Annotated in this window: 12 protein-coding genes; 6 read left to right on the plus strand and 6 right to left on the minus strand. The window is 72.1% G+C overall.

Annotated elements, in window-relative coordinates; translation table 11 throughout:
* Positions 1 to 16: 16 nt before the first annotated feature.
* Positions 17 to 742 carry a HEAT repeat domain-containing protein gene (locus ACIRST_RS14350; protein ID WP_402802501.1) on the minus strand — a complete coding sequence of 242 codons (726 nt, stop codon included), beginning with the start codon at positions 740 to 742 and terminating at the stop codon, positions 17 to 19.
* A 277-nt stretch (positions 743 to 1,019) separates the two neighbouring features.
* Here ACIRST_RS14350 and ACIRST_RS14355 point away from each other — a divergent pair, with 277 nt between their 5' ends.
* Complete coding sequence (locus ACIRST_RS14355; RefSeq protein WP_402802503.1) at positions 1,020 to 1,772, plus strand: hypothetical protein; 753 nt, start codon at positions 1,020 to 1,022, stop codon at positions 1,770 to 1,772.
* Between the two features lie 428 nt (positions 1,773 to 2,200).
* Positions 2,201 to 2,626: a hypothetical protein gene (locus tag ACIRST_RS14360; protein WP_402802504.1), complete on the plus strand. Its 426-nt coding sequence runs from the start codon at positions 2,201 to 2,203 to the stop codon at positions 2,624 to 2,626.
* 32 nt (positions 2,627 to 2,658) lie between these two features.
* On the opposite strand, the gene ACIRST_RS14365 is transcribed toward ACIRST_RS14360, so the two are convergent.
* The 3 genes from ACIRST_RS14365 to ACIRST_RS14375 form a co-directional block, all read right to left on the minus strand.
* Complete coding sequence (locus ACIRST_RS14365; protein WP_402802505.1) at positions 2,659 to 3,366, minus strand: hypothetical protein; 708 nt, start codon at positions 3,364 to 3,366, stop codon at positions 2,659 to 2,661.
* 215 nt (positions 3,367 to 3,581) lie between these two features.
* On the minus strand, positions 3,582 to 4,721 hold the full coding sequence (locus tag ACIRST_RS14370) for a glutamate--cysteine ligase (RefSeq protein ID WP_402802749.1): 1,140 nt from the start codon (positions 4,719 to 4,721) through the stop codon (positions 3,582 to 3,584).
* Positions 4,722 to 5,074: 353 nt separating this feature from the next.
* Positions 5,075 to 5,938 (minus strand): SDR family oxidoreductase, encoded by an 864-nt coding sequence (locus ACIRST_RS14375; RefSeq protein WP_402802507.1) that lies wholly within the window; start codon positions 5,936 to 5,938, stop codon positions 5,075 to 5,077.
* Between the two features lie 87 nt (positions 5,939 to 6,025).
* Between ACIRST_RS14375 and ACIRST_RS14380 the strand changes: the two genes are divergently transcribed.
* Entirely contained in the window at positions 6,026 to 6,754 is a 729-nt protein-coding gene (locus ACIRST_RS14380; protein ID WP_402802508.1) for a TetR/AcrR family transcriptional regulator, read from the plus strand.
* Positions 6,755 to 6,895: 141 nt separating this feature from the next.
* On the opposite strand, the gene ACIRST_RS14385 is transcribed toward ACIRST_RS14380, so the two are convergent.
* Both ACIRST_RS14385 and ACIRST_RS14390 read right to left on the minus strand, forming a co-directional pair.
* Positions 6,896 to 7,609: a hypothetical protein gene (locus ACIRST_RS14385; RefSeq protein WP_402802509.1), complete on the minus strand. Its 714-nt coding sequence runs from the start codon at positions 7,607 to 7,609 to the stop codon at positions 6,896 to 6,898.
* A gap of 193 nt (positions 7,610 to 7,802) precedes the next feature.
* On the minus strand, positions 7,803 to 8,708 hold the full coding sequence (locus tag ACIRST_RS14390; protein WP_402802510.1) for an oxidoreductase: 906 nt from the start codon (positions 8,706 to 8,708) through the stop codon (positions 7,803 to 7,805).
* A gap of 66 nt (positions 8,709 to 8,774) precedes the next feature.
* Between ACIRST_RS14390 and ACIRST_RS14395 the strand changes: the two genes are divergently transcribed.
* The 3 genes from ACIRST_RS14395 (at position 8,775) to ACIRST_RS14405 (ending at position 12,110) form a co-directional block, all read left to right on the plus strand.
* The gene (locus ACIRST_RS14395; protein WP_402802511.1) at positions 8,775 to 9,461 is read left to right on the plus strand and encodes a TetR/AcrR family transcriptional regulator; all 687 of its coding nucleotides are present in this window, start codon (positions 8,775 to 8,777) and stop codon (positions 9,459 to 9,461) included.
* Positions 9,462 to 9,545: 84 nt separating this feature from the next.
* On the plus strand, positions 9,546 to 10,259 hold the full coding sequence (locus ACIRST_RS14400; protein ID WP_402802512.1) for a TIGR00266 family protein: 714 nt from the start codon (positions 9,546 to 9,548) through the stop codon (positions 10,257 to 10,259).
* Positions 10,260 to 10,394: 135 nt separating this feature from the next.
* The gene (locus ACIRST_RS14405; RefSeq protein WP_402802513.1) at positions 10,395 to 12,110 is read left to right on the plus strand and encodes an alpha/beta hydrolase; all 1,716 of its coding nucleotides are present in this window, start codon (positions 10,395 to 10,397) and stop codon (positions 12,108 to 12,110) included.
* Positions 12,111 to 12,193 lie beyond the last annotated feature (83 nt).

Raw genomic sequence — 12,193 nt, forward strand, 5'->3', positions numbered from 1 at the left:
AACTCGACTCGGGGCCTCACAGATCCGAGGCGTCAATCCAAGAGATCGTCGCCACCAGGTCGGGGGCCTTGTCGGTTTCTTCGGCTGCCAGAAGTGCCCAGTCCCGGCATTCGGTCACGATCCGAGCCCAGGGCAAGCGGCGGTCGATGTCCCAGTCGATGCCCGGACCCCGACGCCAGTAGGCCCCGTCGTCCGGCTTGATCTGCCACACCTGGTAGTAGAGCACCGCCTGACCGTGAGCGGCCAGATCCTCGATGACCTCGGCAAGGTGAGCCGTCGGCCATGCCGGGTCCGGGTTCCCCGGCGAGGCCCGCAGCGCAGCGGCCCGTGGCGGGATCACGGGCTCGCGGGCGCCGAGATCCGTCAGCGCCCAGCGCAGCGCCTCTCCTTCGCTGTCATCGGGGGCCTCCCCTCGCTGCCGGAAGGCTTCGTAGACCCGTTGGAGATCGGGCACGGCACGCTGGATCCCCAGGCCCGCCAAGGCTTCGGCCGCCCATTGGCGAACGGTGGCGTTCTCGCTGTCCAACAGGCCGATCAGCACGTCTCCCGGCCGCGGATCCTTCAGCGCGGTGAAGACGTCGATGGCGCAGAGCTGCCCGAACGCCCCCAACTGCGGCACTGCGGCGATCAACTCGTCCAGCACCTCCGGCCCCATGGCGATCAGCGCGTGCTGGGCGTCTTCTGCCACTTCGCTCGAATCCGCGTCGAGCTCGCCAACCCGCTGAGCAATCGTGCCGTCCATGGCCACGGAGTCTGGCCCATGCCCTCCATCGCGACCACTCAATAACCAGGCACCCCGCGCCCACGACAGGTGCGAGCCCTCGGCTCAGCCGACCGGCGCTCACCGCTCATCGACTCTCCGAGCGATACCCGACTGACACGGAAAGGAGCCCGCAGGACGTCGCGAGAGCGGTCAGGGTGGCCGGATCCGCGTCGGACGCCGGTGCAACAGTCGGTGCAACAAGGGCCGCCGGGCGGGCTCCCGATGGCCTCTGCGCAAGGGTCGATAGGCTGACGGTATGACAGGAGTGCAGGAGTTCGGCGTGCTGCTGGCGCGCCTGATGGAGCATCGAACGATCGATGTCTCCGTGCTGTCGACGGCGGCCGGCACCGGGACGGAGGAGCTGCAGGCCGTGCTCGACGGACGGGTACCGACCGAAGGGCTGCTCAGGGCCCTCGGACCGGCGCTCGGGCTGCACACCGCCGACCTGTTCGTCCTGGCCGGGCAGCCGGTACCCGACGACCTGACGCCGGTCACCCGCAATCCGCACTGGTCGGTCAGCCATGTCGTCTACAACACGATGGTCATGCCCGCCGGGAACCGGCGCCCGCTGCTGGACGCGATCCGGGCGCAGCCCTTGGTCCGGCGGGAGGGAAAGGGTGGTGTCGACCGGCCGCACCACCAGTACGAGCCGGGCTTCGGCGCGGTGCTGCTGCAGCTGGCGCACAGTCGCAACCTCACCTGGCTGTCTACGGCGAAGGCCCTGTACGCGGTGACGGACGGGCGGATCTACCTGGCGGCGTCCACGATCGGCGGGGTGGGCCGCGGCACCGTCGAAGCGACCCCCGAGCTGGTGGCCGGTTTCGCGGGCGTGCTCGGCATTCCCGCCGGCGATCTGGCCGCGCTCGGCGGCATCCGCCTGCCCGACGACCTGCCACCACTCCACTCCCGGGCCGCCGACGTGGCCGCGGTGATCTGGGAGGCGCGACACCTCACCACCGCCCAGCTCGACGCGGTCGAGCAGCTCTCCCGCCACCTCGCCGGCCGCTGACCGGCCGGCCCCGCCAAGGCCCCGGGAACCACCCGGCCGGCCACGGCCGAGAACAGCCACCGACCGGCGGCCCGGCGTGCCGTCGGACGCTGACCGCACGCCGGGCTGCCACCAGGGCTGGTTCGAGTCCTTCGACGTCTTCCTCTCCCCCAAGAACAGCACCGACTGGCTCCGCGCCTGGACGCATGGTGGTGAGAATCGCGTCCCGCCGCTGAAAGGATCACTTCCCGGAAATACCCGTCGTGCCGGACAGGATCAGCCCGATATCGTCATGCGCGGACTGGCCGAGCGTGGGGTACGGGGGCGGAGATGGCGGGAATCCGGGTCGTGGCCTGCCTGCCCGCGGCTGCACGGGACGACCTCGTCACGGCGCTCGGGCAGGCGATCCGTGGGATCTGTGGCAACGCCTCGCCCCCGAGCATCCGCCGATGCTGCCGTGGACGACGCTCCGCGCCCGTCACCTGGAGGATCCGCAGGGTTATCCGACCGAGCGGATGTGGGCCGACTTCACGGGACAGCCGCTGCTCCAGGCGTTCGTCGCGGATCCGCTCAGCCAGGTCCCCGAGCTCGGTGACATCTCGTGGCTGAACCACCAGATCGGACTCGTCCCCGCACTCGACGGTGACCGGGCGGACTTCGTGGACCGGGTGACCGTCCGTATCCAGCAGCCCGACCTTCTCACGCTCGACAGCTGGTGGATCGAGGGCGGAACCTCGCCCGTCCACGCCCTCTGCGAGGACTGGAAGACCTGCCCTCACATGGATGACGGGTGGCACTACCAACACGACATCGGCGGGTACCTGGACGCGCTTGCCGACGATGTCCTGCTGATCAAGCTCAAGTGCCATGGGTGACCGCCTGCTGGTGGGACCGGACGGCCTCGCGGCTACGCCGAGGCCCTGCCGGCCACCCAGGACCGCCAGACATGACGGGTGTTCGGCACGTCAGGGCGGTCAAGGAGCCAGAGCACGTACCCTGCCTGGCACCGGGCCCACGGACTGTCCGAGTCGACTGCACGATCGAGCCGGTCGCGCAGGTCGGCGCTGTCGACGGCCCTGGCGACCCGCACGTATTCGCGGTCCTTGCAGCGGTACGCACGGTGGACGACGATCTCGACCAGATCGGTGAGCTTCGCCTTCACCGCGTCCTCCTGGCGGGCGAGGGCCAGGTCCCGGATGAGCCGCTGCTTCGTACCCCACGCCTTCGCATGGTGCGTCCACTCCTGCGGGTACTTCGCCTCCCACTCCAGGAAGAGCAACGCATAGGGCAGCCCCGGCCAGGTCGCCAGATCCCCGACTGCATGGCGACCCCACAGCCCGTCAGGCAGCGAACTCCTCTGGGCTTGGTGATACATCCGATGCGCCTGTACCAAGGCCGACTCCTGGTACTGCTCTTCCGTTCCCAAAGACGACGTCAGCCACCACATCTCATTGAACCGACCGAGCGCGTCCGAGACCTTCCTCTGCGCCTCGGCCAGACGAACCAGCGCCGCAGCCCGCTCGGCCGGATCGTCCGCTATCAGACCGAATGCCCAGCCCAGTCGCTCGTCCCATGCACGAGCATCGTCCGCACCTGCAACCACTTCCTCAGCCACGCAGGAGATCATCCCCCAGCGCGGCCGGCTCGCTCCACCCGGTGTGGAGAGACGCCACGACTCCGAGAACGACGCCCCGAAGCGCGGACAGCGAGATCGCTTGACCGCCGTGGCAGCGCGGCCCCGGTGGCCAGGACGGGCGGCCGGACGTCGCCGCGCCGTCACGCTCGTCGCCGCGCCGTCACGCTCCGGCTACCGCGCTCAGGCCACCCCGCTCAGGCCGCCGCGCTCTCCGCCGCGATCATCGCGATCAGTCCGGAGCGCCCGTGTTCCGCCAGGTGCCGACGCTGGCGTTCGGCGCCGTTGCCCTCGTCCAGCAGGCGCTCGACCAGCGGGACCACCGCACGGGTGTCACCCAGTTCGTCCATGACCGGACGGAGCGCGGCCAGCATGGAGCCGACGAGCTCGCCGGTCGGCCGGGACAGTCCCGTCGCCGGGTCGTGCAGGGTGCCGTCCATTCCGTACCGGGCGGCGTGCCACCCCGCGCCGTCCAGGCTCTCCGGCGTCCGCTCCGGCGCGGGACGTCCGGCGGCCGCGTCCCGCATCGCCGTGACGACCAGCGCGCGCACCAGCCCGGCCAGCATCACCGCCTCGTCGGCGCGCAACTGGACGTCCATCGCGCGCAGTTCGACGGTCGGGAACTTCGCCGAGAGCCGGGCCTGCCAGTACAGCTGGCCCCGGTCGCGGATCAGCCGGGCGTCCAGCAGGTGGTCGATGCGGCGGTCGTAGTCCTCGGCGTCCCTGAAGTACGGCGGGATCCCGCTGATCGGCCAGCGGCTGAAGACCACCGTGCGCCAACTCGCGTAGCCGGTGTCGGAGCCGTACCACAGCGGCGAGTTGGCCGACAGCGCAGTCAGCACCGGCAGCCAGGGCCGGAGGCGGTTCAGCACCTCGACACCCGTCTGCGGGTCGGGCACGGCCACGTGTACGTGCATGCCGTTGATGAGCGCCTCGTCGGCCAGCCGCGACATGTTCTGCCTGATGGCGCGGTAACGCGGGGCGTCGACGATCGCCGGGGGCGTGGAGGGGGCGTACGGGGCGGTGCCGCACGCGGCGAGCCGGCAGCCGGCCGTCTCGGCGGCGGCCGCGAGCGCGTGCCGCAGGCGCAGCAGATGGCCGCCGACCTCGGCGAGGTCCCGGCAGACCGGGGTGGCCACCTCCACCTGCGCCTGGAGCAGCTCGTTCTGCAGCTCGGTGTGGTGCACGGCTGGGTGCAGTCCGGCGGCCTCCTGCACCGCGTCGACGTGCGGCAGCGGCAGACCGCTGTCCGGGTCGAGCAGCAGGTACTCCTCCTCGACGCCGATGGTCGGACGGCCGCCCGCATCCAGGGTGAGCCCGCCGTCACCGCCTGTCATGCCGGTGCCAGTGCCCATAACTGCGGGTTACCCGCCCATCTGGTGGCCAACCGGCACAGGCGCAGCCCGGCTGCCCGGTTCGGGGTGCCCGGCCCGTTCGCGGACCTGGAGTCGGCGCGGATCGTCCGGCACCGGGACGTCACGGGGCAGTGTCGACGTCACAGGGCAGTGTCGACGTCACAGGGCAGTGTCGACGTCACGGGGCAGTGTCAGTGGCAGGGGCTACGCTCCCCACACCCTGAGGAAACCCCGGAAGACCGCCCCTCGACTTCGCCTACAGGAGGCGGTCTTCCGGCCACCCCCGCCGACGTCACCGGTGGCGGACGCGTGGACATCGTCGGCTCCCTCGGGATCTATTCGGCCCAGGCGCGCGTCAGCAGGGCACCGAAGGTGGCGGGCTCTCGCCCGATCAGCTCGGCCAGCGTCGAGTCGACGGCGGAGAACTCGCCGTTCCGCGCTGCTGCGAAGATGCTCACCATCAGGTCGGCGATCGGGGCCGGGGCGCCGTGCGCCAGTGCCTGCTCGCGGAAGGCGTCGTCGGGGACGACGGTGCGGGTGAAGGGCCGCCCGGTGGCCCGGGACGCGACCTCGGCGATGGCGTCGAAGTCGAGCGCCGCCGCGCCGGTGAGCGGCGGGGTGGGCCCCTCGAAGCGGCCCTCCTCCGCGGTGAGGATCGCCGCGGTGGCCTCGGCGAGGTCGTCGTGGCCGGTCCAGGCGACGGGGCCGTCGGCGGGGAGGGCGATGTCGCCGGTGTGGCGGGCGGACTCCAGGAACAGCAAGGCGCTGGCCGTGTAGAAGCCGTTGCGCAGTGCGGTCCACGGCAGACCGGTGGCGCGCAGCAGGTCCTCGGTCCGGGCGTGGTCACGGCATGCCTGGAAGCGGGAGTCGTGGGCGGCGCCCGTCTGGCTGGTGTAGAGGATGCGGCCGACGCCGGCCTTCACGGCTGCGTCGATGGCGGTGCGATGGCCGCTGACGCACTCCTCGCCCGTGCGGTCGAGGGAGACGAGGAGCACCTGCTCGGCCCCTTCGAAGGCGTGCACGAGCGAGGCGGGGTCGTCGAAGCTGCCCTGCCGGACACGAACGCCGCGGTCGGCGAGGTCCTGGGCTTTGCGAGGGTCGCGGACGCTGACGCCGACGCGGTCGGCGGGGACGCGCTCCAGGAGGCGTTCGACGGTGCGGCGGCCGAGCTTTCCGGTGGCTCCGGTGACGATGATCATTGGCTCCCCCAACGGTGTTTCCAGTGGAATCACTTTGACAGTAACACCGGAATATCGGTGGAATCAAACCTCCGATACCATCGATCCATGGTTACGCGTGACACCACCGACAGCCCTCGTCGCCGCATCGTCGAGGCGGCCGTCGAGCTCCTGGAGAACGGCGGCCCGGACGCGATGAGCACCCGCGCGGTCGCCGCCGCGGCCGGAATGCAACCGCCGGCGATCTACCGCCTCTTCGGCGACAAGGAGGGGCTGCTTGAGGCCGTCGCCGAGCACGGCTACGCGCAGTTCCTGGAGAGCAAGCGCGCGCAGCTCGACCCCGATCCGCAGGACGCGGTGGAGGACCTGCGCCGCGGCTGGGACGTGGTGGTGGAGTTCGGGATCTCCCGCCCGGAGCTGTTCGCGGTCATGGACAGGGCCACCGGCCAGGAGGCGGACACGGCACACCGCGCGGGCCTGGAAATCCTCCACGGCCGGGTGCGCCGACTGGCGGCCGGGGGGTGGCTGCGGGTCGACGAGGAGCTGGCCGCCCAGATCATCCAGGCCACCGGCCGAGGCGCGGTCACCACCTGGCGCTCCACCCCGGCAGAACGCCGCAACCCGGCGCTGCTGACCACGCTCCGCGAGGCCATGGTCGCCGCCGTCACCCGCGCCGAACCGACGGTCCCCGCCGCGGAGGCCGGCCCCGCCGCGGCGGCCCGCGCCCTGCGCGCCGCTCTCCCCGACGACGCCGACGTCCTGAGCGAGGCCGAGCAGCACCTGCTGCGCGAGTGGCTCACCCGCCTGGCAGCGGACAGGGCCGCTCCGCATGCCTGATCGCACGTCAGGAGCCCTCGTGCCGGTCGGACCTCCCGAGCAGATCTCGTGCGACGGCGGGTCCGCATCGAGGGACAGGGGCCGGACGGGGCCGCGGCGCGGCGGTCAGGCGCGGCCCGACGGTCAAGCGCGGCGCGGCGGTCAGGCGCGGCCCGAGCCGATCCAGACCCGCAGCGGACCGACCGCCTCGAAGCCGTGCCGCAGGGCGGCCACCAGATCGTCGTCGCCCTCGTAGCCGACCAGGGGCAGGGCGGGGAACAGCCGGTGGACCGCCTCCAGCACGACCGGCCAGGCCGCGTCGACGCCCCCGTCCAGGGCGAAGACATTGGAGATCCCCACCACCCGGTCACTGCGGCTCGCCACCGCACCGGCCACCACCCGGCCGTCGGGAGACCGTCCGGCGATCACGAAGGTGGCCGGGTCGTCGAGCAGTTCGGGCCGGAAGAGGTGCGTGTAGCCGGCTCCGTCGTCCCAGGCGAGCGCCCAGGCGCGCAGGGCGTCGGCGCTGTCCACCACCTCCCAGGCGAGGTCCGACGCGGTGGTGGGCGGGCCCGCCGGGCGGTGGACCCACTGCGCGTCGAACAGCACCCGGAAGCCGGCCTCGGTCAGATCGAGGTCGGCGAAGCTGTCCTTGACCGACGCCCCAGGGACCGCGTTGTCGATCCGGGCGACCAGCGCGGCCGCGTCCGCCCCGGGCAGCAGCGTCACCGCGTCGGGGTAGTAGAGGGGTGTGCGGCTCGCGGCAGCCCACGCCTCCTCCTCGAAGGCGCCCACCGAGCCGTGCGTTCGGCTCATCACCGCACACCATTCGGCGTTGTTGCGGGCGGCCGCCCGTACCAGGGAGTGGTTCGACATCGTCACAGGTGCGGATCATGCCCCGACCGCACCCGACCGGGCGACCCATTTCCGCGCCGCCACTCCCCCTCCGTGACGCACTCGGTCAGCCGCCCGGCGGTCCGGACAGCGAGCGCGCGGGCGGGCCGCGCCTGCTCGTAGGCGTGGCCGACCGGAATGGTCGGAGGGTGAACGGCGTGCCCGCGGGCGCCGCTCAGTGGTCCAGGATCGCGGGGAAGCCCACGCCGGTGAGCTTCTCGGAGGCGTCCCAGAGGCGGCGGGCCTTGGTGTCGTCCGTGGCGTTGGCGCTGAGCTGGGCGGGGGCGGGGTAGCCGCGCAGCTCGCCGCGGCCGTCGGGGCCGGTGTAACTGGCTCCGGGCAGGGGCTGGGTGGCCGCGTAGAGCGAGGGCAGCGCACCCTGCTCCTCGGACTGGGCGATCAGGCGGTTGGCGATCGCCAGCACCAACCGCTGGCCGGCGCCGGCGGAGCCGCTCTGCAGGTTGGTCGCGGCGTAGCCGGGGTGCGCGGCGTGCACGGTGACGGTGGAGCCGGCCGCGGTGAGGCGGCGCTGGAGCTCCCGGACGAAGAGCAGGTTGGCCAGCTTGGACTGCTGGTAGGCCCGCCAGGGGCTGTACGACTTCGTCGAGTTGAGGTCGTCGAAGTCGATGTCGACGCCGGGCCTGCGGTGGGCGTTGGAGGCGACCGTGACGACGCGGTCGGTGATGTGCGGCAGCAGCAGGTTGGTGAGGGCGAACGGCCCGAGGTGGTTGGTGCCGAGCTGCATCTCGAAGCCGTCGGCCGTGCGCGCCTCGGGGATCGCCATCACGCCGGCGTTGTTCACCAGGACGTCGAGCGGGCCGTGCCAGCCCTCGGCGAACTCGCGGACCGAGGAGAGGTCGGCGAGGTCGAGCCGCCGCACCTCGGTACTGCCGGACAGGCCCCGGGCGAGGGCTTCGCCGCGGCGGGTGTCCCGGACGGCCAGCACCACGTGGGCACCGGCGCGGGCCAACTCACGCGCGGTCACGGCGCCGAGACCACTGGTGGCTCCGGTGACGACGATCGTGCGGCCGGTCTGCGCCGGGAGGTCCGCGGCGGTCCACTTGCTGTGCGAAGTACTCATGGCTCCAGGCTGCCAGCGCCAACCAATGTTGTCAATGACAACATCGCCGTTTGTTAGCATCCGGACATGTCAGAACGGAGCTACCACCACGGCAACCTGAGGACCGAGCTCCTGGACCAGGCGGAACGCTCGGTCATCGCCTCGGGCGTGGAGGACCTGTCACTGCGCGCGCTCGCCCGCGACCTCGGTGTGAGCCACGGCGCGCCCCGCCGGCACTTCGCCGATCGGGCGGCACTGCTGGAGGCGCTCGCCGTCCGGGGCTTCGAGAGCCTGTCGGAGAGGATCGCCGAAGCGCTGGGCGACGCGGGCTCCTCCTTCGAGGCCCGGCTCCGGGCGATCGCCCACACCTACATCGCGTTCACCGCGGGCCGGATGCCACTCGTGGAGCTGATGTTCGCGAGCAAGCACCGGGAGGGTACGGACGCCACACGGGCCGCGGCCCACGCCGCGTACACCGTGCCCTTCGAGGCCGTCGCGGCCGCCCGGCGCGACGGCGAGCTCGGCACCGGCGACGAACAGGCCGCGGGGCGGCTGGTGTTCTCGACGCTGCACGGCCTGGCGGTCCTGCTCAACAGCGGCATGATCGCGGGCGACGACGTGACCGCCGTCGTGGACACCACCGTCGACGGCCTGCTCACCGGCCTGCTGCCCAGGGCCCAGGGAGGGTCGCCGACGGCGACGGCGACGGCGACGGCGACGGCAGCAACGGGAACGGCAGCAACGGGAACGGCAACGGTGAAGCGGCAGGGCTGAGCGCGGTCCCACCCGGCGGGAAACCGGCAGCCCCCTGTGCCACGATGAGGAGGGCGCCCCGATCGCGGGGTCGTGGAGGTCGCGATGCAGGTCGAGACACGTCACCAGCCGGGGTTCGCGGTCGCCCGGTGCGTTCTCGCCCCGGGTGAGTCGCTGGTGGGACAGTCCGGTTCGATGTACCGCTGCGGGCCGGACCTCGACATCGAGGCGATGGCCCAGGGCGGCGTCCTGGCCGGCCTCAAACGCGCTGCCCTAGGCGGGAGTTCGCTCTTCCTCACCCGCTACACGGCACACGGCGCGGGCAGTTGGGTGGACCTGGTGCACGAGCTGCCGGGCGACGTGACCGCTCTGGAGGTCACCGGCGGCCGCCCCGTCCAGGTCACACAGGGGAACTGGCTCGGATGCTCCGCCGAGGTCACGCCGCAGACGAAGTGGGCCGGCATGCAGAACGTGCTCGGCGGCGAGGGCGGTTTCGTGCTGCGCATGGAGGGCACGGGCACCGTGGTCCTCGGATGCTACGGAGCACTGGACGCCGTCGACCTGGGCCCGGGCGAGCAACTGACCGTGGCCGCCGGACACATCGTCGGCTACGACGTCGGCGTGGCACTCGACGCCCGCCGCATGGCGCGGGGCCGGACCATCCGGTCCCTGAAGACCGGGCAGTTCCTGGTGTGCGACCTGACCGGCCCCGGCCGCGTGCTGCTGCAGACCCGCAGCCCGGGCGAGTTGGTGTCCTACCTCCAGGAGAAGCTCCCCAAGCCCGCCGCCGGCGGGGACGAAGCCGGCCGCGACGACTGAGCCGGCCCACGGGTCCGCGGTCGTCATGAAGGACGTCGCCGTCCGGCAGACGCCACTCCGCCTCCCCGCCACCCGTCCACGGCCGGTCGGTCCCCCGAAGGTGTCAGCCGCCGAAGGCGGCGACGGGAGGTAGCCATGCTCAACGCACCGAAACCGCTCGGAGCCTCGTCGGCGGCAGCCCTGCTCGCCGCTTCCCTGCTCCTGCCCGCCACCGCCGCCCAGGCGCAGAGTCCCTCGCCGTCCACCACCGGCTCCCCCACGTCGACGACCGCGGTCCCCCAACTGCACTGGAGCCGATGCCCCGCCGCGCAGCAGGGAGACCCGAGCCTCGACGGCTACCAGTGCGCCACCATGACAGCCCCGCTGGACTACGCGAACCCGACCGGCCGCACGATCAAGCTCGGCCTCGTCAAGCACCTCGCCGGCGGATCCGCCAAACCGCTCGGCACGCTCTTCTACAACCCCGGCGGCCCCGGCGGACTCGGCTCGGTCTTCCTCCCCGCCGGCATCGACGGCTTCGGCCCCGATGTGCTCTCCACCTTCGACATCGTGTCCTGGGACCCGCGCGGCATGGGCGGTCTCAGCTCGCCGACCGTCCAGTGCTTCGACACCGAGGACCAGGAGGGCGCCCTCCTCTCCTCCACGTCCTTCCCACCCCTGACCAGCGCGCAACAGCAACAGTGGACATCCGCCTACGGGCAGCTCTTCCAGGCCTGCGCCGGGCGCGACGACGAGCTGCTGACCCATGTGTCCACCGCGGACAACGCCCGCGACCTCGACCTGATGCGCCAGGCGGTCGGTGAGGACAAGCTGTTCTACTACGGCACCTCCTACGGCACCTTCCTCGGCGCCACGTACGCCAACATGTTCCCGTCCAACGTGCAGCGAATGATCCTCGACGGAGCCGTCGACCCCACGGCGTGGGCCGACAACACCTCGCCGCTCAGCACCTTCGTCCGCGCCGGATCCGACCTCTCCACGGCGGCCGTGGTGCAGGACTTCCTCCGGCTGTGCGGGAACAGCACCACCCAGCAGTGCGCGTTCTCGGCCGGCACGCCCGACGCCACCAGCGCCAAGTTCCAGACCCTGCTCACCCGCGCGGGACAACAACCCCTCGTCGTCGATCCCTCGCAGCCGGGCGTCACCGACAGCGACCTCGTCGCGCTGATGACCAACAGCCTCTACGTCGTCCGACCCGTCCCCGGGTTCAGCGCCTTCCCCGGCTGGACCGGACTCGCCACACAGCTCCAGGCACTCTGGCAGGCCGGCACGACCAGTCCGGCACCGAGCGGCACCGCACCCGGCCCGCAGTCACCGGCGGGAGCCCAGTCACCCACCGGAGCGCAGTCGCCGACGGGACCGCAGTCGGCCGGCGGCGGAAGCACCGGTGCCGGCGGAAGCGCCGCGCCCCAGCCCTACCACGGCGTGGAGCAGCAACTCGCGGTCATCTGCGGTGAGAGCCCCAACCCCGCCACGGTGAGCGCCGCGATCGACCAGGCGCAGACCTCGCTGCGCCGGGCCGGGACCGTCAGCCAGAACTGGCCCTGGACGGCCTACTGCGTCAACTGGCCCGCCAAGGCCGCCTCCTCGTACCTCGGCCCGTGGAACAAGGTCGACACACCCGTCGTGGTGGTGGGCACGACCGGGGATCCGGCCACGCCCTACGGCGACGCCCAGGCCGTCGCCAAGCTGCTCCCCGGGGCGCGCCTCGTCACCGTCAACGGCTACGGGCACACCGAGCTCTTCAACCCGAGCTCGTGCGCCCAGGCGTTCCTCTCCGGCTACCTGACCAGCGGCACCCTCCCGCCGGACGGCGCGAGCTGCTCGCAGAACGCCCAGCCGTTCCGCTGATACCCCGCAGCCCGGACCGCGCCGCCCCCGCCACTCCGATCCATGACCGGGGCGGCGCGGTCCGTACCGTCGGGAGCCGATGT

It is taken from the genome of Kitasatospora sp. NPDC101447 (assembly GCF_044767225.1).
In the GTDB taxonomy this organism is placed as follows: Bacteria; Actinomycetota; Actinomycetes; order Streptomycetales; family Streptomycetaceae; genus Kitasatospora.

Bases quoted from the DNA above. Each gene is read 5' to 3' on its own strand.
- ACIRST_RS14405 (WP_402802513.1), top strand. From the start codon at position 10,395: ATGCTCAACGCACCGAAACCGCTCGGAGCCTCGTCGGCGGCAGCCCTG.
- ACIRST_RS14360 (WP_402802504.1), top strand. From the start codon at position 2,201: ATGCTGCCGTGGACGACGCTCCGCGCCCGTCACCTGGAGGATCCGCAG.
- ACIRST_RS14390 (WP_402802510.1), bottom strand. From the start codon at position 8,708: ATGAGTACTTCGCACAGCAAGTGGACCGCCGCGGACCTCCCGGCGCAG.
- ACIRST_RS14400 (WP_402802512.1), top strand. From the start codon at position 9,546: ATGCAGGTCGAGACACGTCACCAGCCGGGGTTCGCGGTCGCCCGGTGC.
- ACIRST_RS14355 (WP_402802503.1), top strand. From the start codon at position 1,020: ATGACAGGAGTGCAGGAGTTCGGCGTGCTGCTGGCGCGCCTGATGGAG.
- ACIRST_RS14350 (WP_402802501.1), bottom strand. From the start codon at position 742: ATGGACGGCACGATTGCTCAGCGGGTTGGCGAGCTCGACGCGGATTCG.
- ACIRST_RS14370 (WP_402802749.1), bottom strand. From the start codon at position 4,721: ATGACAGGCGGTGACGGCGGGCTCACCCTGGATGCGGGCGGCCGTCCG.
- ACIRST_RS14385 (WP_402802509.1), bottom strand. From the start codon at position 7,609: ATGTCGAACCACTCCCTGGTACGGGCGGCCGCCCGCAACAACGCCGAA.
- ACIRST_RS14380 (WP_402802508.1), top strand. From the start codon at position 6,026: ATGGTTACGCGTGACACCACCGACAGCCCTCGTCGCCGCATCGTCGAG.
- ACIRST_RS14395 (WP_402802511.1), top strand. From the start codon at position 8,775: ATGTCAGAACGGAGCTACCACCACGGCAACCTGAGGACCGAGCTCCTG.
- ACIRST_RS14375 (WP_402802507.1), bottom strand. From the start codon at position 5,938: ATGATCATCGTCACCGGAGCCACCGGAAAGCTCGGCCGCCGCACCGTC.